27 protein-coding genes are annotated in these 23,378 nt (G+C 41.6%); 10 read left to right on the top strand and 17 right to left on the bottom strand.

Annotated elements, in window-relative coordinates:
• Nucleotides 1–24: 24 nt before the first annotated feature.
• The 9 genes from RBR61_RS03345 to RBR61_RS03305 are packed head-to-tail and all read right to left on the bottom strand — an operon-like array spanning nt 25 to nt 6,354.
• Complete coding sequence (locus tag RBR61_RS03345) at nt 25–738, bottom strand: Sir2 family NAD-dependent protein deacetylase (RefSeq protein ID WP_320342094.1); 714 nt, start codon at nt 736–738, stop codon at nt 25–27.
• Nucleotides 735–1,871: a restriction endonuclease gene (locus RBR61_RS03340; protein WP_320342093.1), complete on the bottom strand. Its 1,137-nt coding sequence runs from the start codon at nt 1,869–1,871 to the stop codon at nt 735–737. Before RBR61_RS03340 ends, RBR61_RS03345 begins: the two co-directional genes overlap by 4 nt.
• Before the next feature lies 1 nt (nt 1,872).
• A complete protein-coding gene (locus tag RBR61_RS03335) occupies nt 1,873–2,544 on the bottom strand; it encodes a CHAD domain-containing protein (protein ID WP_320342092.1) in 672 nt (223 codons plus the stop codon).
• A 3-nt stretch (nt 2,545–2,547) separates the two neighbouring features.
• Nucleotides 2,548–3,036, bottom strand: coding sequence for a histidine phosphatase family protein (locus RBR61_RS03330; protein ID WP_320342091.1), 489 nt, complete (start codon nt 3,034–3,036; stop codon nt 2,548–2,550).
• A 3-nt stretch (nt 3,037–3,039) separates the two neighbouring features.
• A complete protein-coding gene (locus RBR61_RS03325) occupies nt 3,040–4,059 on the bottom strand; it encodes an aldo/keto reductase (RefSeq protein WP_320342090.1) in 1,020 nt (339 codons plus the stop codon).
• 10 nt (nt 4,060–4,069) lie between these two features.
• Entirely contained in the window at nt 4,070–5,197 is a 1,128-nt protein-coding gene (gene hypD / locus RBR61_RS03320; protein WP_320342159.1) for a hydrogenase formation protein HypD, read from the bottom strand.
• Entirely contained in the window at nt 5,190–5,429 is a 240-nt protein-coding gene (locus tag RBR61_RS03315; RefSeq protein WP_320342089.1) for a HypC/HybG/HupF family hydrogenase formation chaperone, read from the bottom strand. The genes hypD and RBR61_RS03315 overlap by 8 nt, the downstream gene beginning before the upstream one ends.
• Entirely contained in the window at nt 5,429–6,181 is a 753-nt protein-coding gene (hypB, locus tag RBR61_RS03310) for a hydrogenase nickel incorporation protein HypB (RefSeq protein ID WP_320342088.1), read from the bottom strand. The genes RBR61_RS03315 and hypB overlap by 1 nt, the downstream gene beginning before the upstream one ends.
• Nucleotides 6,181–6,354, bottom strand: coding sequence for a hypothetical protein (locus RBR61_RS03305; protein ID WP_320342087.1), 174 nt, complete (start codon nt 6,352–6,354; stop codon nt 6,181–6,183). Before RBR61_RS03305 ends, hypB begins: the two co-directional genes overlap by 1 nt.
• Nucleotides 6,355–6,441: 87 nt before the next feature.
• On the opposite strand from RBR61_RS03305, the gene RBR61_RS03300 reads away from it, so the two are divergent.
• The 7 genes from RBR61_RS03300 to RBR61_RS03270 are packed head-to-tail and all read left to right on the top strand — an operon-like array spanning nt 6,442 to nt 12,178.
• A complete protein-coding gene (locus tag RBR61_RS03300) occupies nt 6,442–6,915 on the top strand; it encodes an NAD(P)H-dependent oxidoreductase subunit E (RefSeq protein ID WP_320342086.1) in 474 nt (157 codons plus the stop codon).
• Nucleotides 6,912–8,243: an NADH-quinone oxidoreductase subunit F gene (locus RBR61_RS03295; protein ID WP_320342085.1), complete on the top strand. Its 1,332-nt coding sequence runs from the start codon at nt 6,912–6,914 to the stop codon at nt 8,241–8,243. The genes RBR61_RS03300 and RBR61_RS03295 overlap by 4 nt, the downstream gene beginning before the upstream one ends.
• Nucleotides 8,236–8,955: a 2Fe-2S iron-sulfur cluster-binding protein gene (locus RBR61_RS03290; protein WP_320342084.1), complete on the top strand. Its 720-nt coding sequence runs from the start codon at nt 8,236–8,238 to the stop codon at nt 8,953–8,955. The genes RBR61_RS03295 and RBR61_RS03290 overlap by 8 nt, the downstream gene beginning before the upstream one ends.
• A complete protein-coding gene (locus RBR61_RS03285; RefSeq protein ID WP_320342083.1) occupies nt 8,952–9,491 on the top strand; it encodes a hypothetical protein in 540 nt (179 codons plus the stop codon). Before RBR61_RS03290 ends, RBR61_RS03285 begins: the two co-directional genes overlap by 4 nt.
• Nucleotides 9,492–9,493: 2 nt before the next feature.
• Nucleotides 9,494–10,924, top strand: a complete 1,431-nt coding sequence (locus RBR61_RS03280) for a Ni/Fe hydrogenase subunit alpha (RefSeq protein ID WP_320342082.1) — start codon at nt 9,494–9,496, stop codon at nt 10,922–10,924.
• Nucleotides 10,924–11,349, top strand: a complete 426-nt coding sequence (locus tag RBR61_RS03275; protein ID WP_320342081.1) for a hypothetical protein — start codon at nt 10,924–10,926, stop codon at nt 11,347–11,349. The genes RBR61_RS03280 and RBR61_RS03275 overlap by 1 nt, the downstream gene beginning before the upstream one ends.
• 1 nt (nt 11,350) lies before the next feature.
• A complete protein-coding gene (locus tag RBR61_RS03270; RefSeq protein ID WP_320342080.1) occupies nt 11,351–12,178 on the top strand; it encodes an alpha/beta hydrolase in 828 nt (275 codons plus the stop codon).
• 19 nt (nt 12,179–12,197) lie between these two features.
• Here the strand turns inward: RBR61_RS03270 and RBR61_RS03265 are convergent, their stop codons facing one another.
• The 3 genes from RBR61_RS03265 to RBR61_RS03255 are packed head-to-tail and all read right to left on the bottom strand — an operon-like array spanning nt 12,198 to nt 15,235.
• Nucleotides 12,198–12,992, bottom strand: a complete 795-nt coding sequence (locus RBR61_RS03265) for an ABC transporter ATP-binding protein (RefSeq protein ID WP_320342079.1) — start codon at nt 12,990–12,992, stop codon at nt 12,198–12,200.
• The gene (ntrB, locus tag RBR61_RS03260) at nt 12,992–13,807 is read right to left on the bottom strand and encodes a nitrate ABC transporter permease (RefSeq protein ID WP_320342078.1); all 816 of its coding nucleotides are present in this window, start codon (nt 13,805–13,807) and stop codon (nt 12,992–12,994) included. The genes RBR61_RS03265 and ntrB overlap by 1 nt, the downstream gene beginning before the upstream one ends.
• 45 nt (nt 13,808–13,852) lie before the next feature.
• Nucleotides 13,853–15,235: a CmpA/NrtA family ABC transporter substrate-binding protein gene (locus RBR61_RS03255; RefSeq protein WP_320342077.1), complete on the bottom strand. Its 1,383-nt coding sequence runs from the start codon at nt 15,233–15,235 to the stop codon at nt 13,853–13,855.
• Between the two features lie 152 nt (nt 15,236–15,387).
• Here RBR61_RS03255 and RBR61_RS03250 point away from each other — a divergent pair, with 152 nt between their 5' ends.
• Nucleotides 15,388–17,367: a molybdopterin oxidoreductase family protein gene (locus tag RBR61_RS03250; RefSeq protein WP_320342076.1), complete on the top strand. Its 1,980-nt coding sequence runs from the start codon at nt 15,388–15,390 to the stop codon at nt 17,365–17,367.
• Nucleotide 17,368: 1 nt separating this feature from the next.
• Nucleotides 17,369–18,964 carry a ferredoxin--nitrite reductase gene (locus RBR61_RS03245; protein WP_320342075.1) on the top strand — a complete coding sequence of 532 codons (1,596 nt, stop codon included), beginning with the start codon at nt 17,369–17,371 and terminating at the stop codon, nt 18,962–18,964.
• A gap of 37 nt (nt 18,965–19,001) precedes the next feature.
• On the opposite strand, the gene RBR61_RS03240 is transcribed toward RBR61_RS03245, so the two are convergent.
• From RBR61_RS03240 to RBR61_RS03220, 5 genes are read right to left on the bottom strand one after another with little or no spacing between them, the layout of a single operon-like run.
• Nucleotides 19,002–19,928, bottom strand: coding sequence for a cation diffusion facilitator family transporter (locus RBR61_RS03240; protein ID WP_320342074.1), 927 nt, complete (start codon nt 19,926–19,928; stop codon nt 19,002–19,004).
• A gap of 15 nt (nt 19,929–19,943) precedes the next feature.
• Entirely contained in the window at nt 19,944–20,177 is a 234-nt protein-coding gene (locus RBR61_RS03235; protein ID WP_320342073.1) for a thioredoxin family protein, read from the bottom strand.
• 11 nt (nt 20,178–20,188) lie between these two features.
• Nucleotides 20,189–21,133, bottom strand: a complete 945-nt coding sequence (locus RBR61_RS03230) for a permease (RefSeq protein ID WP_320342072.1) — start codon at nt 21,131–21,133, stop codon at nt 20,189–20,191.
• Nucleotides 21,134–21,538 (bottom strand): arsenate reductase ArsC, encoded by a 405-nt coding sequence (locus tag RBR61_RS03225; RefSeq protein ID WP_320342071.1) that lies wholly within the window; start codon nt 21,536–21,538, stop codon nt 21,134–21,136.
• Entirely contained in the window at nt 21,535–21,858 is a 324-nt protein-coding gene (locus RBR61_RS03220) for a metalloregulator ArsR/SmtB family transcription factor (RefSeq protein ID WP_320342070.1), read from the bottom strand. Before RBR61_RS03220 ends, RBR61_RS03225 begins: the two co-directional genes overlap by 4 nt.
• A gap of 121 nt (nt 21,859–21,979) precedes the next feature.
• Here RBR61_RS03220 and RBR61_RS03215 point away from each other — a divergent pair, with 121 nt between their 5' ends.
• A complete protein-coding gene (locus RBR61_RS03215; RefSeq protein WP_320342069.1) occupies nt 21,980–23,242 on the top strand; it encodes an arsenic transporter in 1,263 nt (420 codons plus the stop codon).
• Nucleotides 23,243–23,378: the final 136 nt, after the last annotated feature.

Below are 23,378 nucleotides of genomic sequence, written 5' to 3'. Positions count from 1 at the left end.
GTTTTATTTCTTATATAAACCATTTTAACCACGCAAAACAGACTTGATCTCTATCGCTATATCTTTTATAGCCTCTGTTACAGGCATATAAAAGACATGGGTATACAACTCATCAAAAATAGCTTTGCTTGGCTCTAGATTGTTTAAAATAGACTTTTCTACATGTACTACTAAACTATCAGGGTTGATTACAGAACCGCTTGTGCCTATAACAACCAATAGCTTACAGTCATTCATCTCTTTATACAGTTTTGAGTATTCCGGAGCTTCTTCACCAAAGAAAACTATATTCGGTCGTAGCTTAGAATTGCATTTTGGACACATTCCGTTGTTAAAACTTTTTAATTCTTCGTGCATTATATCCGTAATAAAATCACAACTTTTATTTCTACATTTAACCTCTGTTAAAAATCCATGCAAGTGCACTATTTCATCTTTTGATAAACCTGCCTTCTCAAAAAGGTTATCAACATTTTGAGTTATTACCGTTACATCATTTGGAAACTCTTTTTTTAACTCAGCTATTTTTAGATGCGCTTTATTTGGCTTTTTTTGTTCCAGCTCTTTTCGTCTGCTATCATAGAACTCTATCGTTAAATCTTCATTTTTTTCTAAACTATCTACATTGCAAATTTCTTGTACATTATGGTTATTCCATAAACCGTCCGAGTCTCTAAAGGTTTTGATGCCAGATTCTGCGCTAATGCCAGCACCGCTTATAATTATTACTTTACTCAAATAATTCCCCCTATTCTCATTCTCATCTCTTCAACATACTCTTTATAACCACACCCATAAAACCACAAATCCAAGCTCTTTACTTTCATATTTACTTCCTCACCCTTTTCCCCTAAAACCAAATCATAGTCAAAATGCTCCAGATGTTTAGGATACAAAAGCATAGTATCTTTTATACCGTAGTTTTTGCCGTAAACGAACATCTGAAATTTATCGTCTCTTTTTATCTCATTTTTTGCACCAAGCTTTTTATATTTGGTATCAATTATCAAATCTTTTACAATGATATCAGGTTTTAAAATTAAATCTCCGTATGTGTCACAGCTTTGAAGCAGTGTTTCGGGTTCAAGTTCTTTTATCATCTTGCCGACAAATCTCTCAAAAAGCATATTCATGTCAAACAAAAATGCAAAACTCTTTTTATCTTTTGCAAAGAGCGGGATAGATTTGTTTAAAAGCAAAAGCGCAAACTCAAAACTATCTTTAAACCTATTATTGAGTCTATTAAAATGTACATGTAGATTATTTATATCAAAAGTTTTATACTCTGCCTCATCGAGTACCAACTCACACTGTTTTAAAAGCTTTTTATTTTTTATGTATTTTAATAATGTTTTAACAGCGTATAAAAAGAATTGGTTTAGTTGATTATCCATGCTAAACTCATCATATTCACAGTAAATCTTGTTTTTTATATGATTGAACTTTAGATTTTCATTTATGAGATATTTTCCTCTTAGAGTCGTCAAGTTATCTTGTTCTGTGATGTACTCTCTATAAACACCCCGTTTAAACTCTTTAAATAAGTTACTTGCAAACATCTGTATAAATACTTCCAAGATGTTATGTTTTTCATTTTTACATGAAGCTATATCTTCATTTTCAAGCTTTATGTCATATGCGTACATTAACATGTAGATAAAAATATCAAGGTTTTTTTCATCGTTATTGTCGGCTATTTTGGGAAGCAGATAAAAATCTTGATTGTCATAGTTTAATATTCCGCAATATTGTTGCGATTTTAAAACACCCCAATTATATTCAAAATATTTGTGCAGCAGAGGTGTATCTATGATGTACTTTTTTAGCTTTTCATCTTTTACTTCACTATATTCATAGATTGTATTTTTCATTTCAATTTTTTACCGCTTCGTAAAGTTTTTGATTCTCTTCCTGCGTAAACTTCTCTATCTTCTCATGCAGCTTCTCTTTTACGCCGTAGCTACGCAGTCTCTCTAGTCCGTTGTAGTTGTCGTTTATAGCACCCAAAGCGTCTTTTGTCTCTGTTAAACTTTTTATCTTCTTCTCATCTTTTGAAGAGCTGTTTTTCTCTACATAGAGCCTCTTTTTGATGTAAATTCTATATTTGTGCAGCTTCTTTTTATCAAACTTCGGAAATTCCATCGCAACCAGATTTTGCTCTGTTTTTTCCTCTGTTTTTTGCTCTGCGCTATTTGGGATTTTTAGATTTTTGAGGTATTTATGAAGCTCGTTTATCTCTTTTTTTCTGCCACCCTCTTTTGCTTTTTCGGATATCTGTTCTAGCACTTTTTTTCTATACTTTTTTGGCAAAGACTCAAGATAGTCATCAAAAAAGACATCGATATCTCTTATCTCATTACTCAAAGAGATGACTTTTTTTACGCTTTTAGCAAATGCGCCCTCTTTGTCAAGCAGAGAAAAAAGCTCTCTGCACTTAATGCGCAAAGTGTGGATATCATCGGCGCTTTGGAGGGATTTTTTTGTGAAACGGTTTATAAACTCTTTAAATTTTTCAAGTTTTTTAGCTAAAAGCGCATTTTCCATAAGCTATTCACCACCCTTTTTAGGATACTCAAACATCACTAACTTTGCATTTTGGGGAGCTATTTCTGCCCATTTCTTACACTTGAACTCTATCTCTACAATGCCGCATGTTGGGATATTCTCATTAAAGCCTGCGAGATTATATGCCAGCTCATTAAGCGATGGATTGTGCCCTACCAAAAAGATGATTTTGTAACTGTCGTCAAGACTTTTAACTATCTTACTCAGTGTCTCGGATGTTGCTTCGTAAATATCATCCAAAAAAAGTATGTTTTTATACCCTATTTGCTTGGCTATTATCTCAGCGGTACTTTTTGCCCTTTTTGCAGGGCTAGAGATGATAATGTCGGGCATTACGCCCTTTTTTTTGAGCCGCTCTCCCATCATCGGAGCATTTGCTTTTCCTCTTTTGTTCAGAGGTCGCTCAAAGTCATCAAGCGTCTCATCGCTCCAGCTCGATTTTGCGTGTCTGATGATGTAGAGCTTTTTCATCTATCAACCCATCGGGTACATGATCTCTTGCTGTACCGCCTTTATCTCGCTCATCGTCTCATCCGATAATGTCATATCCATTGCGGCAAAAGATTCATCAAGCTGCTGAGCATTTCTTGCTCCGATAATAGTAGAGGCCACAAACTCAAACTGTTTTGAATATGCCACCGCTAAAGTCACAGGGGAGATTTCAAGCTTTTTTGCTATCTCCACATAGCGCGCTGTAGCTTTGAGTGTTTTCTCATTTACAAACCTTGCGGCTTGAGAGTTTAGGCGACTGCTTTTGCTATTTACATAGTCCGAATAGCGCGCATTCTCAGGGTAAAAATCGCTGTTATACTTTCCGCTGAGCACTCCGCCAGCCAGAGGAGAGTATGGCAGAAGCGATATCTGCTCTCTTTTGCAGACGGTTGCAAGCTCATCCAAAAAGCGAGGATTGTTGAGTGAAAAGTTGTTCTGAATAGACTCAAATCTTGCAATGCCCAGCCTTTTTGAAGTTTCGTTTGCTTTTGTAAGTCCGTAAGCCGTGTCGTTTGAAGTTCCGATGTATCGCACCTTGCCCTCTTTTACAAGCTCGTCAAAAGCCCTCAGAGACTCCCCTATCGGCACGACAGAGTCAGGCCAGTGCATCTGATACAGGTCTATATAGTCAGTCTGCAGCCGCTTCAAACTCCCTTCTATAGCTCTTTTTATGTGAAACTTGTCTATTGCAGTAAAGCCGTGGCGGATAGGCGGAACAAACCAGCCGTTTGCCGCACCTGCGACCTTTGAAGCCACTATTATGCTCTCTCTTGGCTTGCCTTTGAGCCATTTTCCCACAATAGTCTCGGTTACGCCTGCATATTTTTCATCCGGCGGCACGGGGTAGAGTTCGGCGGTATCAAAAAAATTGATCCCTCGATCGTACGCCTTGTCCATAATCCTAAAAGCCTCTGCTTCATCGCTCCAAGAACCAAAACTCATAGTTCCCAAGCAGATGGGAGTGACCCTAAGCCCTGTTTTTCCTATGTATCTGTATTGCATCTAAAACCTTTTATAGTAAATTTCCATATTTATAGTACGCAGCGCACGCTCCTTCGCTGCTTACCATACAGCTTCCAAGCGGGCTTGAGGGCTTGCAGGCTTTGCCAAATACTTTGCACTCTACGGGGTTTGCCTTGCCCTTTAAAATATCCCCGCAGATGCAGAGTTTATGGTCGTCTATCTTCTCGTTAGGCAGTATCTCTTTGTAGAAAACCTCAGCATCAAGATAGCCGTACTCATCTTTTAACTTCAAAGCGCTCTTAGCTATGTCACCGATACCGCGCCATCTAAAATGCTCCCTTTTCTCAAAGTACATGTTATTTAGTTTTTGCGCCTCTGTATTGCCGTCATGCGTAACGCTTCTGCTGTACTCGACCTCAACTTCACATCTGCCTTCGCTCAGCTGTTTTAAGATCATTAAAACCGACTTCATAACATCGACAGGCTCAAAACCGCTAACTACCACCGGCTTTTTATAATCCCGCGGGAACTCCTCATAAATTTTGCTTCCGCTTATTACACTGACATGTGCAGGTCCAATAAAAGCGTCTATCTTGTTTGTCTCATCGTCAAGCAAAACCCTCATCGGTTCGGGAACGGTTACGTGGTTTATGTGAAAGAGGATGTTATTTATGCGCTTCTCTATGACTTGATTGATAAGTGCCGCTGTCATGGGCGTTGTCGTCTCAAAACCTATGGCAAAAAATATAACTGTTTTATCTGGGTTTTGCTTGGCGATCTTAAGTGTATCCATAGGAGAGTAGACAAATCTGACGTCGCTTCCTTTTGCTCTTGCATCTTGAAGCGTTCCATGGCTTCCTGGAACTTTTATCATATCTCCAAGAGTTATCAGAATGACATCTTTTTGCTCTGCTAATACATAAGCGTGGTCTATCCTCTCCTTTGGCATGATGCAGACAGGACAGCCGGGACCGTGAACAAACTTCACGTTTTTTGGCAGCAACTGGTTTAAGCCGTACTTCATAATCGTATGCGTATGTCCGCCGCATACCTCCATGATGTTTACCTCATTTGGTATTTTTTGGGCTTCTTGCTCTATAAGCTTTGCGTAGGCTTTTATGGCACGAGGGTCTCTAAAGCCGAAATAGAGCTCTTTTAGTCCAAGCTCTCTACTCATCATCCGCCCTTCTGGCTATTTCATCAAATGCTTCGAGGCTAAGCAGGGCATCTTCATTGTCGATCTTGTTCATTATAAAACCTACATGTATAAGAACATAATCCCCAACCGCTACACTTCCCTCCTGCATTAAATCAAGCGAAGCTTCACGGCTCACTCCCATCGTATCGACAGTGGCTACGTTTCTCTCTTTATCTATCTTCGTCACGCGGCTTGGGATCGAGAGGCACATTATCTCATCTCTCTTTTAAATTCTATCCAGTTAAGCACTCTCTGCACTGAGGCGTCATCCTTGGTGCTTACCTCCAAGATGTCAACGTTTGGCTTCAGTTTTCTAGCCTCTTTTTTCTCAGCTTCCACATCAAACTCAATATATGGCAAAAGGTCTGTTTTTGTTATGAGCACCAAGTCGGCTTTTCTAAACATCACGGGGTATTTTGCTATCTTGTCATCTCCCTCTGGAACACTTACAAGGACGATGTTTAGGTGTGTTCCTACATCATAAGAGGCTGGACATACAAGGTTTCCGACATTTTCCACAAAGCAGACATCAACTCTGTCCAGGTCTATATGATGAAGCGCTTTATGAACCATAAAAGCATCCAAATGACACGCACTCCCTGTTTGTATCTGATAGGCGTCTATGCCTTTTGCTATTAGTCTCTCCGCATCCCTTGAAGTCTGCAAATCGCCCTCAATAACCCCAAATCTGAACTTTGCCATATCTGCGAACTTCTCTAAAAGAGCTGTTTTTCCGCTTCCGGGGCTGCTCATAATGTTTATCGCCAAAACATTGTGACTCTCAAAATGTGCTCTGTTATGAGAAGCCTCATGGTCATTTTTATCTAAAATCTTCTCAATAACCTCTATGGTCTTTGCGTCATTTAGCTGAGGGTTTGCATGGACGTTTTGCATCTCATGGGAGTGTTTGTGATGCTGTTCATCTGTATGCTCCGTTATGCTGCATCCGCAATCTTTGCACATTATCTGCTGCCTTTGTAAAACAGGCTGTAAATCAGATAACCGCAGATCAAACTCGCTATAAACATAACAAAATACTCTGCATGCAGGGATGAGAAGAAGTGCAGATGCTCATGCTCTTTGCCGTGTGCGAACAGAGTTGTGATGACAAGCTGAAAAATAACTATATATTTCATAAATGTGCCCCTTTTTTATAAAGATTAGACTATTTTAATAAATTGTTCCTTATAATAGAGAAAGTTTCCTATGAAGGATATTATAAGATGGACGTTAGCGCAGACGACAGATACAGAACACTAGAGAAGAGCATGAAAAAGCTCTCTTATGAGAAGAGTGCGCTCATCGAGGTTCTTCACAGCGCTCAAGAGACATTCGGATATTTGGGCATTGATGCGCTAAAGTACATCGCCAAAAGGTTAAAACTCCCCTACTCAAAAGTCTACGGCGTTGCCACGTTTTACAACTACTTCAGACTAAAACCAAAAGGCAGACATAACATTGTTGTTTGTTTGGGAACAGCCTGTTATATAAAAGGCTCCCAGAAGATCCTTGAGAAGATAGAAAAAAGGTACGGCATAAAAGCGGGTGAAACTACATCGGATGAAGCTTTATCGCTACTTACCGCAAGATGTTTCGGCTCATGCTCTTTGGCTCCCGTCATAGTCTGTGATGAGCAGATAAAAGGTAAAGTATCGCTTGAAAATCCACTGTGCGATATTGAGGAGATGATAAAATGATCACTTCCATACAAGAGCTTCAAGAAGCTGCCCTAAACAGTAAAAAAGATTTTAAGACCCCCTCAGATATCCATCCAAAAGAGAGAAGAGTCGTTCTTGAGAATGTAGGAGTTATTGACCCCCAGAGCATAGAGGATTATATAGCAAGTGGCGGTTATATGTCGCTGTTTCGTGCGCTTGATGAGATGAGCCCAAAAGAGGTTATCGAAGAGGTGAAGATAAGCGCTCTTCGAGGCCGCGGCGGCGGAGGTTATCCGACAGGGCTTAAATGGGAGAGCGTCTCTAAAGTGATAAGCGAACAGAAATACATCATCTGCAACGGTGATGAGGGCGACCCCGGGGCTTTTATGGACAGAGCTGTTATGGAGGGCGATCCTCACAGAGTATTGGAGGGAATGGCGATTGCGGGTTATGCCTGCGGTGCTAACAAGGGTTATATCTATGTCAGAGCTGAGTACCCCATAGCGGTAGAAAAGCTCTCTAGAGCCATAAAACAGGCAACAAAGTTTGGGATATTGGGAGAAAATATCGCTCACAGCGGTTTTAATTTCAGTGTTGAGATAAGACTTGGTGCAGGTGCGTTTGTCTGCGGAGAAGCGACGGCGCTCATAGCTTCCATAGAAGGGAATCGCGGACATCCAAGGCAAAAACCGCCTCATCTGAGTGATTACGGACTTTGGGGCAAGCCTACCGTTTTAAACAATGTCGAAACACTCGCAAACATCGCACCGATCATCAAAAACGGCGGTGCTTGGTTTAGGGCCATTGGAACAGAGAGTTCAAGCGGAACAAAAGTTTTTGCACTCACCGGGCATATAAAAAATACGGGACTTGTAGAAGTTGAGATGGGAACGACTTTAAGAGAGCTTATCTTTGATATCGGCGGCGGTGTTGAAGATGGCAGAAAATTTAAAGCCATACAATCAGGTGGACCCAGCGGAGGATGCATTCCGGAGCATCTTTTAGACCTGCAGGTTGATTACGAATCACTCAAAAGTGCAGGCTCCATCATGGGAAGCGGCGGGCTGATAGTAATTGATGAGGGCTCAAATATGGTTGAGATTGCGCGCTTCTTTATGGACTTTTGCAGGAGCGAGTCATGCGGAAAGTGTACTCCTTGCCGAGTAGGAACAACTGAGCTTACCATGCTTTTGGATAAGTTTATAGCAAAAAAGGCGACAAAGAGCGACTTTGAACTTTTAAAAGAGATGTGCAAAATGGTAAAAAGTACCAGTCTTTGCGGGCTTGGGCAGACTGCACCAAATCCCGTTTTAAGCACGATAAGATACTTTGAAGATGAATATCTGGCAGGAATTTGTGATGATTAGAGAAAAAGTAAGAGTTAAAAGCTTTAAGATAAACGACATCTGCGTAACCGGGCAGTCAAACCAGACCATTTTGGAGGTTGCGCGCGACAACAACATCGAGATCCCTACCATGTGTTACTTAGAGGGGCTTAGCTGTGTGGGCTCATGCAGAATGTGCATAGTGGAGATAAAGGGGAGCCATAAACCTACCCCCGCATGTACCGCCAAGATAAAAGAGGGGATGGAGGTTACAACTAATTCGCCCCAGATAGAAGCCGCAAGGAAGATGATACTCTCCATGATGTTTTCCGAGCGCTCTCACGTATGCTCTACCTGCGTTGCAAACGGAGACTGCGAACTTCAAAGCAAATCGGTAGAACTGCCGCTTGAACACTCCGAAGTACCTTATATCAACCAAAGATTTGAGATAGACGCTTCGCATAAAAATTTCGTCAATGACCCAAATAGATGCATACTCTGTACAAGATGTATCCGTGTCTGCGATGAGATCGAAGGCGCACATGCACTTGATCTCGCAGGCAGAGGGCTGAATATGAGAATAGTTCACGATATGGACGAACCGTGGGCTGATTCGCAGAGCTGCACAAGTTGTGGGAAATGCGTCTATGTCTGCCCGACGGGTGCGCTTTATGAAAAAGACATAAGCGAAGAAGATGTCATTAAAAAGAGAGAGATCATTACGGAGCTTATAAAAAACAGGAGCCAAGGATGAAGAAGATTCGCCTTGCAACTCTTTGGCTTGACGGCTGTTCAGGGTGTCACATGTCGATACTCGATATGGATGAGAAGCTCATAGAGATAGCTCCATTTATTGATGTCGTTTACAGCCCTTATATAGATGCAAAAGAGTTTCCAAAGGATGTTGACCTCTCCATTGTTGAGGGTGCACTCAGCACCGACCATGACATAGCGATGATAAAGAAGATAAGAGAAAACTCAAAGCTCATACTCGCTCTTGGGGATTGCGCTATTACGGGAAATGTCTCTGCTATGAAAAACCTCTTTGGCAGTGATGCGGTTCTAGAGAGGGGTTATTTGGATTTGGCAGACATGAACGAGAGCAAAGAGTACCCCTCTAAGATAGTTCCAAAACTCTTAGATAAAGTTTTGCCTCTGCATGAAGTTGTACAAGTAGACTATTTTCTCCCGGGCTGCCCTACTCCCTCAGATGCGATATATGAGATGCTAAAAGCGCTTATCGAGGGCAGAGAGATAAACGTGCATGAACTTACAAGATTTGGAAAGTAACGATGGATAGCAAAAAAATCATAATCGACCCCGTAACAAGGATCGAGGGGCATGCAAAGATTACAATAGACCTTGATAAAGAGGGCAAAGTAGAAGATGCAAAGATACATGTAACGCAATACCGCGGTTTTGAGAAGTTTTGCGAGGGCAGAATCTACACCGAGATGCCTGCCCTTACTGCCAGAACTTGCGGTATCTGTCCCGTTAGCCATGTTATAGCATCTACAAAAGCAATTGATGAGATTTTAGCAATCACTCCGCCGCAAGCTGGCATAAATATACGAAAGATCATAAACTTAGCGCAGATAGTGCAATCCCACGCGCTAAACTTTTTTCACCTCTCCAGTCCCGATTTTATCTACGGTTTTGACGCGCCTAAAGAGGATAGAAATATATTTAAAATGATGCAGACACACCCGCAAATGGCAAGAGACGGCATAAACCTAAGAGCATTCGGGCAAAAGATCATAGAGGAGTTGGCGGGAAAAAGAATACATCCGACAGGAATAGTACCAGGTGGAGTGGAGCATAAAATAGAGCAAAGCCAAAAAGAGGCAATATTAGCGCAAATCCCAGATATGATGAAAATAGCGCAGAGCGCACTGGAATTTTTTAAAACAAATCTTCATAAGTTTCAAAAAGAGATAGACGCTTTTGCTTCGTTTCCATCTCTTTTTATGGCACTCTCAAACGAAAAGAGAACGCTTGAACACTACGACGGAGAGCTCTGTTTTATGGACAGCGAGGGAAATATCCTAAAAGATAAAATCAATCCGCAAGATTACAGAGAGTTTATCGGCGAAGCAGTGGAGGAGGAGAGCTACCTGAAATCTCCATACTACAAACCGCTTGGCTACGAGAATGGAATGTACAGAGTAGGAGCGCTCGCAAGGCTTAACATAGCACAAAGCTGCGGCACTCCTTTGGCGGACGAGGAGTTTAAAAAGTTCAAAGAGAAAGGAGACGGCAAACCAGTTTTAAACTCATTTTACTACCACTACGCAAGGCTTATCGAGATCATCTACGCCATTGAGAAGATCGAGATGCTTTTAAATGACGATGAGACGATGAGCGGAAATACAAAAGTAACCTCAAAAATAAGCAATCTAAGAAGTGTCGGGTGTTCGGAAGCACCGAGGGGAACGCTCTTTCACGACTACCAAGTCACAAAAGAGGGAATCATAACAGCCGTAAATCTTCTCATAGCGACTGGAAACAACAACCTTGCCATGAACGCGGGGGTAAAACAGACAGCCCTTGCGTTTGTGGACAGCAAAAACATAACAGACGGCGCACTTAACAGAGTTGAAGCGGTAATCAGATGTTTTGACCCATGTCTTAGCTGCTCTACTCATGCGCTGGGAATAGTCTCGTCTAAAATAGAGGTGCGGGATCACAACAAAAAAGTAATCCAAGTGATCGAGAGAAACTGATGAGAGCCGTCATAGGGTATGGCAGCTCTATTAGAGGCGAGGATGCTTTCGGGCTTGATGTCATAAAAGAGCTGCAAAAACTCCCGCTAAAAGAGACAAAACTCCTCTCTGCTCATCAGCTCACGCCCGAGACGGTCTTAGAGCTTCAAGATGCGGATGAGATTATCTTTATAGACACCTGCCATGATGAGAAAAATCCCTACGCTTTGGCTTGTTCTTTGGTTGAAGAGAGCACTCTAAACCTAAGCCACCATATCTCGCCAAAGACAATTATCTACATGTTAAGAAGTCTATACTCTAAAAACCCTCACTTTTATATCTACTCCATGATGAGTAGCAGTTTTGATGGCATAACCGATATAGTGAGCTATAAAAAGAGAGTTTCAATGACGGCAGAGCATATTGTTTGGGTTGGTGGAGAGTAGTATGAAAAAATCGCTTTTTTCACTGCTTTTAGTCTCTCTTTTTGCTCAAAGCATATATGCAAATGATAGAGAAGAGGCTCTTTGCGGCACTTTTTTTGAGCCGTTCGTTTTTTGGATGTGGAGCTCTATGACACCCAAACCTGACAGCAGCATTGTCGCAAACATCCCTTTTATCGAGCCAAGCCAATACGTGACGTCTGATGGCAAAACGCTTAGAGGTTACAGATACTCCTCAAATAACGGCTACGCAAAAACCTCTCCAAAAGGGTATATTTTGGTCGCTATGGGAAATACCATGCTCTCGGACCAGATGGTCGTTATGCTAAAGAGCTTCTCACAAAGAGGTTATGATGTGTATGTTTACGATTACAGAGGCTATGCAAACTCAGAGGGAAGCAGACGCATAAAAGCGATAATAGAGGACTATAAAGAGATTGCCCAAACGCTAAATAAAAGATATAAAAGAAAACTGCTCTACGGCATCTCGCTTGGCGGTGCGGTCATGCTAAACGTCATAGGCTCAGGCTTGGAGTATGATGCGGCAGTTATAGACTCTGCTCCGAGTTCTCTCTCACCCTTTGGATGTCCAAAATCTATAGACCCGCTGGAAAATCTCCCCAAAGATGCAGGTAAAATTTTTGTGATCACTGCACAAAGTGATTCTGTTCTTCCTAGTAGCATGACATCCCCGCTAAGAGAGAGCGCAAAAGAGAGAGGTGCCAAAACACTAGATGGGGAGGAGTATGAACATCCGTTCGCCGACATAAACCTAAAGGTTCACTATCAGCGGATGGCACTTATTTTAGAGTTTTTAGATGGCGAAAAATAACTGCTTATACCACTACGTGCTACTCATCCTCTTTTGCAAACTTTTTGTATAAAAACTCAAGTATAGCTTCGCGGCATCTTATATACTCGGGATCACTTTGGAGAGAGACCCTGTCTCTTGGACGCTCCAGATTCACCTCCAAGATCTCTCCAACCGTAGCACTCGGACCGTTTGTCATCATGATGACCCTGTCGCTCAAAAGCACGGCTTCGTCAATATCGTGAGTAATAATTATCACGGTGTTCTTAACGCTCTCTTGTATTCGCATAAGATGTTCCTGAAGGTTTGCCCGAGTCAAACTGTCAAGCGCCCCGAAAGGCTCATCCATCAAAAGTACCTTTGGCTCTATGGAGAGCGCTCTTGCAATTCCAACACGCTGTTTCATACCGCCGCTTATCTCATCTGGTTTTTTATCTTTTGCAGCATCAAGGTTTACCATCTTTATAAACTTCTCGACCCTTGCTTTTACCTCGCTTTTGCTTAAAGATGGCATTACCTTTTTGACGGCAAGAGCAATGTTGTCATATACGCTAAGCCAAGGAAGAAGCGAGTGGTTTTGAAAAACTACGGCGCGCTCGGGCCCCGGTCCCTCGATATGCTTGTTCTCAAGTAAAATAACCCCGTTGCTCTGCATATCAAGCCCTGAGATCATATTTAACAGTGTACTTTTCCCACATCCGCTGTGTCCTATGATGGAGACTATCTCATTCTCTCGTATATCAAGATTTACATCCGTTACTGCTATGTAGTCATCTTTTGACGGGATCTCAAATCTTTTTTCAATATTTTGTAAACTTAAAAATTTTCTGCTCATTACGCTCTGCCTTTTTTTCTATAATCAAAGAAATCTGCTATTTTACCCATGCCCAAATCGAGTAAAAATCCTATAAGACCTACAACGATAATACCTATGATAATGCTGTAGTAGTTTAGGTTGTTATACTCATCCCAAATCCAAAAACCGATCCCTATACCGCCTGTTAACATCTCCGCAGCAACGATCACAAGCCATGCGATCCCCAAAGAGAGCCTCATCCCGGTAAATATAAAAGGAACGGCAACAGGCAGTATGATTTTAAATATCTTCTCAAAAGGCGAGAAGTTCAAAACCTTTGCGACGTTTAGATAGTCCTGATTTACACTTTTGACTCCCTGTGTCGTATTAATGATAATCGGCCAGATCGACGTTACAAAGATTGTCGAGATCGCTGTCAGATTAATATCTTGAAATATAAAGAGCAGCAGAGGCAGCCAAGCCAGCGGCGAGACCGGCTTAAATATCTGTATAAAAGGGTCAAAAGCGTACTGTGCGCTTGGGCTCATACCTATAAAAAGTCCAAGCGGAACACCGACTGCAATTGCAAGCACAAAGCCGTAAAAGACTCTCTCCAAAGAGGCAAGAACCTGCCAAAAAATTCCCTTGTCGTCTTGGTTGTTTACATAAAAAGGATCGCTTAAAACTCCCTCTATCTCCTCATCAAAACTATTTACACCACCAAATGCCGCTATGTAGGTGTTATATGGAGTCGGAAACCCTTCAACTTTATCAGCTATGTTTCCCCATATCTGAATTATCACTACTAACATCAAGATAGGAAGTATTATCTTTTTTTGAAGCTCTCTGCTCATTTTAATCCCTTCTGTAATAAATTAACAGACTCTAAATTATAGTGCCTATTTTTTGCCGACATACTTTACGTCCGCACACCCTGCAGGTCCGTAAGGACAGACATATGCGGGCTGTTTTGTCTCCACCTGCCAGTCATTTACCTTCAAAAGTTCCTCTTTGCTGACCTTTGGAGCCGTAACTTCAAAACTGTAGATATACTCAACCGCCTTGTTTGGGTCCCACACTTTTTTATCCATAAACATATTGAACTCATCTACACCGTCTTTTTTCCACGCACTCGGAGGAAGCGTATATCCGATCTCTTTTGCCACCTCTTCAAAAAGGTCCGGTCTGTAGACCTTCTCTATCACCTCTTTCATATTTACGGCACTCTCCAGCTGACCCCATCTGTACATCTGGGTTATAAACCACATTCCGTGACTGTAAAACGGGTAAGCCGCATAGTAGTTTGCAAAAACGTTAAACTGCGGATTTGGCTCCGACTCCTGCCCTTTTAGGTACTGAAATGTGCCTGTCATCGATTTTTCCAAAACCCTTAGAGGCGCTTTGACATAGTTAGGTTTGCTTAAAATCTTTGCAGCTTCCTTTCTGTTCTCCCATGAAGTGTCAAGCCAGATCTGAGCCTCTAAAATCGCTTTCATCACGGCTTTTGTAGTCTCTGGGTTTTTCTCTATAAAATCCGCTCTTGCCTGAAGCACTTTTTCAGGGTTGTTGTTCCATATATCATAGTTTGTAACAAGCGTTGAACCTTTGTTCTCCATTACAACGCGCTCATTCCAAGGCTCGCCCACACAGTAACCCTCAATGTTTCCGGCTATGAGGTTTGATGGCATAGTCGGCGGAGGAAACGGTTTTATTGTCGCATCTTCATCAGGTCTTATCCCGCTGCTCGCCATCCAGTAGCGAAGCTCATAGTTATGGGTGGAGACAGGGTGAACCATGCCAAAACTTAGTGGCTGATAGTTTGAGCCCTCCTCTTTATGCTTTGCATCTATATATTTTTTCAAAGATTCGGAACCAAGAGGACGCGTTTTTTCGTCCATTCCGTGCTCTTTCATTTTTTCTATGATGTTATTGCCAAAAGTAATACCGTTACCGTTAAAATCAAGACTGAGAAGAGCTTGAAGATTTGCATCTCCGTTGATTCCAAGCGTTGCCGCAATAGGCATACCCGCCAGAGCGTGAGAAAAATCGTACTCTCCGTTTATCACCTTTTGCTGAATCCCGGGCCATCCTCCGCCCTCTTTTACTACATGCACATTTAAACCATGTTTTTTGAAAAAGCCCTTCTCGTATGCTATTACTATAGGTGCACAATCCGTTAGGGCAATAAAGCCTATTTTCAGATCACTCTTCTGGGGTGCAGCTGAAAGTGCCGAAGCCAAAAGTGAGACTCCGACTCCAAATTTCATTATTCCTTTTGACATGTTGACTCCTTAAAATTTCATTATGCCGAAATTGTATCACGATTGATATCAGCAATAATCAACTTATTGCTTAAATATTAATCAATACTAAGCTTAATTTTTCATTAGCAACCTGTATAATTTTCTCTATAAACTTGGAAAAAGGAGATATTATGATAAAGTCGGTGTGCGGTTATTGTGGTGTCGGCTGCGGACTGGAGTATGATGAACATAAGCTCATAGGCGACATCACATACCCGACAAATCAGGGAAAAGTGTGTGCAAAAGGGGTGTCTGAGCTCTCAACTATTCAAACTTCTTCAAGGCTGCTTAGACCGCTTTTAAGGAAAAGTATAAATGAGCAGTTTCAAACAGCCTCATGGGAGAGTTCTATAGAACTTATAGCAAAGAAGATCTCAGAGACTCCAAAAGAGAGAGTCGGCTTCTACCTCTCAGGACAGCTTCTTACCGAAGATTACTATATAGCGAACAAACTCGCAAAAGGTTTTATAGGTACAAACAACGTTGACACAAACAGCCGTACATGTATGGCAAGCGCGGTTGTCGCATATAAAAAATCGCTCGGTGCAGATTTTGTACCTCTTAGAATGGATGATATATTTAGCTCAAACCTTCTTATACTTGTCGGTGCGAATACCGCCGAAGCACATGTAGTCTTTCATAATAATATAAAAAAAGCTAAAAAAGAGGGGCTAAAAGTCGTCGTTATCGACCCAAGACGCACAATGACGGCAGAGATCGCAGACCTCTACATCCCCATAAAAGCAGGAGGAGACATAGACTTCTTCAACCTGCTCTCAAAAAGACTGATAGACGAAGAGCTTTACGACAAAGAGTTTGTAAAAGAGCATATCAACAACTTCGAGCTCTTAAAGAACAAGCTAAAAAGAGCTGCGACTACCAAGATGTTAAAACGTACGGGAATAAGCAGCGAGCTTTTTGAGGAGTTTTTCTCACTCTACAAAGAGAGCCAAAACATCATAACGGCTTGGACTATGGGAATCAACCAGTCAGTCCAAGGCGTGGACAAAAATCTCTCTCTTATAAACACTCATCTGCTTGGCGGAAAAATATTCAAAAAAGGAAACGGTCCGCTAAGCCTCACAGGTCAGCCAAACGCTATGGGCGGAAGAGAGGTCGGCGGACTATCCACTATGCTGGCTGTTCATCTTGGATTTGATGAAAAATCAATCAAAAAAGTCTCAGAGTTCTGGAAAACTGACAACATCAGCTCTACACCCGGGCTTACTGCCACCCAGATGATATGCCCGCAAATAGATGTTTTGATCATCTGCCACACGGACCCCGTATATCACCTTCCAAACAGACATAAAACAGAAGATGCGATATCAAAAATCCCCTTTGTAGTGGAGATAAACGCCTACGAAGAGAGCGAGAGCTCAAAATATGCACATGTAAGACTGCCTGCGGCTCCTTGGGGTGAAAAAGAGGGTGTGCAGACAAATCTTGACAGAACTATGACAAAACAGGAGAAACTCACCAGAACATCTATCGACTGCAAGGCGGATTGGCAGATTTTTCAGCTTATCGCACAAAAGCTCGGCTTTGAGAGCGGTTTTGATTTTAAAAATACAAAAGAGATATTTGAAGAGTTCCAGCAGATGAGCACTCTTAACGACTATATGGACATCCATAAAGCTTCATATGATGAGCTAAACGTTAAGCCTTTTGTCTGGGGCGAAGATATAAAAGAGTTTCTCACACCGGACAAAAAAGGAAATCTTTTTTTTGTGCAAAACAAGCTTCTTAGCGAGAAGCCATCTCTGGAGTTTCCTTTTATTCTGCTCACGGGAAGAACAAGAGACCAGTGGCACAGCGGCACAAAAACAAGACTCTCACCCACACTTTTAAAACACAAAGAGCTAAATTTCTGCGAGATAAACACGGAGGATGCTGCCCAGTACGGGATAAAAGACAAAGACGAGATTCTGGTCTGCTCAGCGCGCGGAAGCATAACTACAAAAGCGGTGGTTACTGATGCCATAAGAGCAAAAACGCTCTTTATACCTGTAACAAACAGAGAGGTCAACTATCTGACAAGCGACCTGCTTGACAGAGAGTCTCTGCAACCTGACTACAACCACAGTGCTGTAACTATAAAAAGGATATAAAATGGAAAAATTACTAGAAGCTAAAGAGGCAAGAAGCAAAAAAATAAACAAGTTCGAGGAGATCAAAAAGATAAAGACTCCGCTGAGCGTTTATGAAAAAATGTATGAGCTCTGTGCAATGGGAGTTGAAAATTTGAGTGATGAAGATAAGAGTTTCTTCTTAAAATGTTTCGGACTCTACTTTAAAGATGACGGCAAGTTTATGATCCGCCTGCGCATACCTGCCGGACAACTAACAACCGCACAGGCAAGAACTATCGGCGAAGTCTCAAAACTTTACGGAGACGACTATATAGACATAACCACAAGACAGCAGCTTGAACTCAGATATATAAAACTAGAAGATGTAAGCGTTGTTCTTAGGAGGCTTGAAGATGCGGGTATAACGACGTTTCAGACAGGAATAGACAACTTCAGAAACATAATCACAAGCTCTTTTGACGGTCTTGGAGACAAACACATCATAGAATGCAAGCCTATAATAGACGAGCTCCAATCGCTCTTTTTAAAAAAAGAGGAGTATCTCGGAGTGCTTCCAAGAAAGTTCAACACGGCGATTCTTGGCACTAACGTAAACGACTGCAACATCTACGGACACGACTGCTCTTTTATCGTCGCAAAAAAAGATGATGAGATAGGTTTCAACCTATATCTCGGCGGAAAAGTTGGTGTTCAGGCACAAAACAGCGGTTTGTTTGTAAAAAAAGAGGATGTTGTGCCAACATTTAAAGCGGTAATTGAGCTCTTTAAAGAGTACGGCTTCAGAGACAACCGCAACAAAAACAGACTCTGCTTTTTGCTCGAAGCAGTGGGGATGGATGAGTTTGCAAAAGCGATCTCAAAAACTACATCTATAAATTATAAGCCAAGCGGAGAGATTTTAGCAAGTGAAGAGTATGTGCTTGATGAGGGCGGCGTGTTTGATCTTGGCAGTGAAGTTAGCGCGTGCCACTTCAGTATTCCAAGCGGAATATTCAGCGGAAGCGATCTTATAAACGTCTCAGAACTTGCAAAAAGCGTTGAGGGTTCTATCAGGCTATCGGTCGAGCAGAGCCTCTACATCATAGTTGACAAACTGCATGTAGAAACTGTTTTAAACTCTGATGTTTACAACTTATACGCACAGTATCAAAACATCTATTTTAACCATCAGATAGCTTGCGCAGGTACGGCAACATGCAATTTCGGCGTTATTCCAAACAAAGCCGATGCCATAAGTATGGCTCAGTTTTTAAACAAAGAGGTGCCTATAAAAAACGGCAAGGTCAGAATGTACTGGTCAGGCTGTGTAAAAGGGTGCGGTATCCACGGCGTGGCGGACATAGGTTTTGAGGGGTGCAAAGCAAGGGATGAAAACGGAGAGCTCTGTTTTGGCGTACATATTCTGCTCGGCGGCTACGCTACAAAAAAGGCCTCAGAAGCAAGAGTTGTATTTAAGTCGGTTCCGCTTACCGAGGCAAAACACATAGTCAAAAAAATAATGCTCATATATAAAAACGAGCGCAGCGGCAACGAGAGTTTTGAGTCATTCTACTCAAACAATCTCGACTATATGAGCACGGATGAGCTTGTTAAAAAAATTAGCCTCAATCTGTAATTGTAATCTCAAACTAAGATCGTTCTTAAGAGCTCTTTTAGTGCCTTTGGCAACTACTGTCGCCGGTTGAATATTTTTGCGTCTCTGGTTGTATGATAAAGTGCTTGATCCCGATTTTTGCCAAATCCGTTCTGATCTCTTCTAAAAGGGCTTCTATTGCCTCAAGTGAGAGGTTTTCGCATAAAACTATATGCGCGCTGCCATATACTTCTTTTGAATTTGGCGTATATATATGCAGGTCATGCACTGAACATATCATCTGTTTTTGTAAAATAGTATCTTCAATCTTCTTTACATCAATGCTGCCGCTTGAATCCATAAGCGCAAAAAATGAGTTCTTTAAAATAGGGAATGTCTCTTTTATGATGTAAATACTAAAGATAATTGACAAAACAGTGTCAATAGAGACGATATTAAAGAAGTAGATCACTACCCCGCCGATTGCAACGCTTAGTGAGATTACGGCATCTCCGAGCATATGCAGATAGGCTGAAGTGATGTTAAGGTCTTTGTGTCCGTGGTCGTGATGATGCTCTTCGCCTTCATGGTGGTGCTCTATATTTGCTCTGCTTAGCAGGTAGGTGCTATACCCATTTACAAGCAGTGCGATAAGTGCGGCAACTATAACGATGGGTGCATCTATGGCGTGCGGTTCAAAAAACCTGTTTATTGATTCAAAAAGAATAAAGAGCATTGTAATAATTAAAAAAAGAGAGTTTACAAATGCAGCCATCATCTCAGCTTTGATATAGCCAAAAGTCATTGTGCCTGTTGCCTCTTTTGCTCCGTAAATAATGGCAACAAGAGAGATGAACAGTGCCAAAACATCGCCTAGGTTATGAAAAGCATCTGCAACAAGTGCCATGGAACCGCTAAATATTCCGGCAGTTATCTCAGCTATAACCAAAATGATGTTTAACGATATTACTATTTGCAGTGTCTCTTTTTTCTTTTTATCTTGCAATTTTATCTCCTGCTATTAACTCTTTATAAACGCTAGAACTTCATCTACGCTCAGCACTTTGCCGCTGCTCTTGACTACACCGTCGATTACAAGTGCTGGTGTGCTCATAACCTGATACTCCATGATCTTTGCAATATCTTCAACTTTCTCTACCTGCGCAAATTTTCCGCTCTTTGCTACCGCCTCTTTTGCGACCGCTTCAAGTGTTTTGCACTTTGCACAACCTGTTCCTAAAATCTCGATTTTCATAATTCATACTCCTACAATATTAAGTTAAATAGATACCCTATAGCAATTATTCCACCTCCGACAATGGAAAAAAAGATTCCGATAAGTTTAAGCGAAATAATTTTTTTCAGTATCAAAGCTTCCGGAAGACTCAGCGCGGTAACAGCCATCATAAAGCTAAGAGCAGTCCCTAGAAGCATTCCTTTGGATGTTAAAACCTCTATAAGCGGCATAACACCGGCGGCATTTGAGTACATCGGTATCCCCATTAGTACAGCGATGATGACGGCAAATGGATTCCCTTCCCCTGTGTAGGAAGCTATAAAATCCGTCGGTATATATCCGTGTATCCATGCACCTGCCCCTACGCCAATCATAACATAGATATATATTTTTTTGAAAATATCAAGAGTATATTCCCAAGCTTCTTTTGATCTCTGTTTTAATGTCAGTTTTACCAAAGAAGCTTCAAGCTCCCCCTCGATCGGTTTTACGTTCATTAAAATCTCTTTTTCCAATCCAAGCTTTCCTATCAGCCACCCGCCGACAATAGCCACACTCAGACCAAAAGCGATGTATATTGAAGTCACTTTCCATCCAAATATGCCAAATAGCATAGCTATGGCTATCTCATTGTTCATTGGAGCGGATATGAGATAACTAAATGTCACTCCAAGAGGAATTCTTGCTTGAATAAAACCTAAAAAAAGAGGAATGGCCGAACAAGAGCAAAACGGCGTAATAATTCCAAATAGGGACGCTCCCACATGAGAGTAAAATGATGATTTTCCTTGAAGATGCGCTCTTACATACTCACTATTAACCCATGTTCTTAAAAAAGAGACTACAAAGATGATTGTTAAGAGTAAAAACCAGATCTTTATAGTGTCATAGATAAAAAAGTGCGTGGCATCAGCCAATTTCCCATCAAGCCCAATGGTGCTATAAACAAACTCTTGTGAGAGTTCATACCACATTTAGCAAAGTTCCTCTTTGACAACAGGAAGAAGTCCTTTTTCGATTAAATTCAATGTTTTTTCATACTCTTCTACTGCTTTGCCGGACGGATCGTCAAAACCTACATGTATTGTCTTAACCGCCTTTGGAAACATAGGACAAGTCTCTTTTGCGTGGTCGCATACAGTCACGATCAAATCAAAAGGCGTGTCTAAAACGGTCTCAATAACTTTTGAGTGATACTCATCCCTCCAGTAACCTTTTTTTTCCAAAAGAGCCTTTGCATTCGGATTTACGGCTCCGCTTGCTTTCACGCCTGAGCTTTGAGCTTCGATGCAGTCACCTAATTTTGCATTAATAAGCGCTTCTGCCATAATTGAGCGGCAACTGTTTCCGGTACATAAAATGAGTACATTTTTTTTCATATTTTACACTCTCCTGTTTGTGATGATTTTTTTAAAGGCGGGAGTTCAATGTCTAAAGTGCGAATCTCCTCCAGTGCTTCAGAGCGAAAACGGTCTAACGGGCAACGAACAGAGTAGTATGCCCAAGTGCCGCGTCTCTCAACACGCAGAAATCCAGCCTCTTTTAATATTTTAAGATGGCGCGAGAGACGTGACTGGATCATGTCCAGCGAGTTTTGAAGATCGCAGACACAAGTACGTCCGTGCTCATCCAAAAAGCGCAGTATGAGAACTCTTGTTTCGTCGTTTAGTGCCGCGACACTTTTTAAAAAGATATCCATACCGACCTCCTCTGTGTTGAATTGCAAAATTGTAGCGAAATAATATCATTAAATCAACATATGTTGATATTTAGATTTAATTCTGCTATAGTTTTGTCTTTTAAAATAATAGGAGTCATAGATGACATTGGCGATGTTAGTTTTTTTGATCACATTAGTGTTCGTTATTTGGCAGCCGCGTGGTCTGCAGATCGGCACCACTGCAGTTGTCGGGGCAATTGTAGCACTGATGGCGGGAGTTGTCGGCTTTAGTGATGTATTTACGGTTATTGACATCGTTTGGGATGCTACATTGGCATTTATAGGGATCATAATTTTGTCTATGGTTCTTGATGAGATAGGTTTTTTCGAGTGGGCAGCCATCAAGATGGCAAAGCTCAGCGGCGGGAGTGGGCACAAGATGTTCGTATACATTCTACTTTTAGGCGCAATAGTCGCTGCGTTTTTTGCAAATGACGGTGCGGCACTTATTTTGACCCCTATTTTACTTGCTAAGATGAAGTATCTTAAAATGAAGCCTTTGGCTATATTCGCCTTTTTGATGGCTGGCGGTTTTATCGGGGACAGCGCATCAAACCCGCTTGTCATCTCAAACCTGACCAATATTGTCACGGTAGGATATTTTGACATAGGCTTTGTCGAGTATGCGAAAAATATGTTCTTGCCTAATCTACTCGCGATATTCGCCTCTATCGTCGTTCTTTGGATCTACTTTCGCAAAGATATCCCTTTTACTATTGATGTCTCAGCACTGCCGGAGGCTTCATCGGTTATAAAAAACCGGACTATGATTAAGTTCTCATGGTTCTTTTTAGCTCTTTTGATGATCGGCTATTTTATAGGTGATTATTATCATCTGCCAGTTTCTGTCTTTGCACTTGGAGGAGCATTGATATTTTTACTCATTGCAAACCACTACAAAGCGGTAAAACCTATTATGACCATAAAAGCGGCACCTTGGCAGGTCGTGTGGTTCAGTATCGGACTGTATGTCGTAGTTTACGGTCTTAAAAACGCAGGTCTTACAGAGATAATAGCTTCATGGATTACGGAGTTAAACTCTCACGGAACTACAATCGCCGTTATCGGAACCGGCTTTTTATCTGCCGTAATTAGTTCTATTATGAACAATATGCCGACTATTATGATTATGGATATAGCTATTGACCATGTTGGATATGTTGGGAACGAAGCATTGGTCTATGCAAATATCTTAGGCTCAAACCTTGGTCCGAAAATGACACCTATCGGTTCACTTGCAACACTGCTTTGGCTGCATGTACTTGCTCAAAAAGGGGTCAAAATCACTTGGGGCGAATATATGAAAGTCGGACTCGTCATTACACCGCCCGTGCTCTTTGTTGCACTTTTGGGTCTAATATAAAATATAAATCTGGGGTCTAAACTGTTTATTTAGATCCCAAATATCAGAAGCAGCACTGGAAGCAGCAGCAAGTCTGCCACAATTGCCATAAACATGGCGATCATGGTAAGAAGCCCGAAATAGATGGTTGGCAGGA

The organism is Sulfurimonas sp. (genome assembly GCF_034005705.1).
Lineage (GTDB): Bacteria > Campylobacterota > Campylobacteria > Campylobacterales > Sulfurimonadaceae > Sulfurimonas.
The sequence above is the reverse complement of the archived record's forward strand: the minus strand, read 5'-3'. Positions and strand labels throughout refer to the sequence as shown.

Coding starts and splice junctions, on each gene's coding strand:
- RBR61_RS03305 (WP_320342087.1), bottom strand. CDS start 6,354: ATGAAATATATAGTTATTTTTCAGCTTGTCATCACAACTCTGTTCGCA.
- RBR61_RS03235 (WP_320342073.1), bottom strand. CDS start 20,177: ATGAAAATCGAGATTTTAGGAACAGGTTGTGCAAAGTGCAAAACACTT.
- RBR61_RS03245 (WP_320342075.1), top strand. CDS start 17,369: ATGGAAAAATTACTAGAAGCTAAAGAGGCAAGAAGCAAAAAAATAAAC.
- RBR61_RS03215 (WP_320342069.1), top strand. CDS start 21,980: ATGACATTGGCGATGTTAGTTTTTTTGATCACATTAGTGTTCGTTATT.
- RBR61_RS03300 (WP_320342086.1), top strand. CDS start 6,442: ATGGACGTTAGCGCAGACGACAGATACAGAACACTAGAGAAGAGCATG.
- RBR61_RS03280 (WP_320342082.1), top strand. CDS start 9,494: ATGGATAGCAAAAAAATCATAATCGACCCCGTAACAAGGATCGAGGGG.
- RBR61_RS03275 (WP_320342081.1), top strand. CDS start 10,924: ATGAGAGCCGTCATAGGGTATGGCAGCTCTATTAGAGGCGAGGATGCT.
- RBR61_RS03220 (WP_320342070.1), bottom strand. CDS start 21,858: ATGGATATCTTTTTAAAAAGTGTCGCGGCACTAAACGACGAAACAAGA.
- RBR61_RS03255 (WP_320342077.1), bottom strand. CDS start 15,235: ATGTCAAAAGGAATAATGAAATTTGGAGTCGGAGTCTCACTTTTGGCT.
- RBR61_RS03340 (WP_320342093.1), bottom strand. CDS start 1,871: ATGAAAAATACAATCTATGAATATAGTGAAGTAAAAGATGAAAAGCTA.
- RBR61_RS03315 (WP_320342089.1), bottom strand. CDS start 5,429: ATGTGCCTCTCGATCCCAAGCCGCGTGACGAAGATAGATAAAGAGAGA.
- RBR61_RS03265 (WP_320342079.1), bottom strand. CDS start 12,992: ATGAGCAGAAAATTTTTAAGTTTACAAAATATTGAAAAAAGATTTGAG.
- RBR61_RS03230 (WP_320342072.1), bottom strand. CDS start 21,133: ATGTGGTATGAACTCTCACAAGAGTTTGTTTATAGCACCATTGGGCTT.
- ntrB (WP_320342078.1), bottom strand. CDS start 13,807: ATGAGCAGAGAGCTTCAAAAAAAGATAATACTTCCTATCTTGATGTTA.
- RBR61_RS03270 (WP_320342080.1), top strand. CDS start 11,351: ATGAAAAAATCGCTTTTTTCACTGCTTTTAGTCTCTCTTTTTGCTCAA.
- RBR61_RS03335 (WP_320342092.1), bottom strand. CDS start 2,544: ATGGAAAATGCGCTTTTAGCTAAAAAACTTGAAAAATTTAAAGAGTTT.
- RBR61_RS03250 (WP_320342076.1), top strand. CDS start 15,388: ATGATAAAGTCGGTGTGCGGTTATTGTGGTGTCGGCTGCGGACTGGAG.
- RBR61_RS03325 (WP_320342090.1), bottom strand. CDS start 4,059: ATGCAATACAGATACATAGGAAAAACAGGGCTTAGGGTCACTCCCATC.
- RBR61_RS03285 (WP_320342083.1), top strand. CDS start 8,952: ATGAAGAAGATTCGCCTTGCAACTCTTTGGCTTGACGGCTGTTCAGGG.
- RBR61_RS03330 (WP_320342091.1), bottom strand. CDS start 3,036: ATGAAAAAGCTCTACATCATCAGACACGCAAAATCGAGCTGGAGCGAT.
- RBR61_RS03290 (WP_320342084.1), top strand. CDS start 8,236: ATGATTAGAGAAAAAGTAAGAGTTAAAAGCTTTAAGATAAACGACATC.
- hypD (WP_320342159.1), bottom strand. CDS start 5,197: ATGAGTAGAGAGCTTGGACTAAAAGAGCTCTATTTCGGCTTTAGAGAC.
- hypB (WP_320342088.1), bottom strand. CDS start 6,181: ATGTGCAAAGATTGCGGATGCAGCATAACGGAGCATACAGATGAACAG.
- RBR61_RS03225 (WP_320342071.1), bottom strand. CDS start 21,538: ATGAAAAAAAATGTACTCATTTTATGTACCGGAAACAGTTGCCGCTCA.
- RBR61_RS03295 (WP_320342085.1), top strand. CDS start 6,912: ATGATCACTTCCATACAAGAGCTTCAAGAAGCTGCCCTAAACAGTAAA.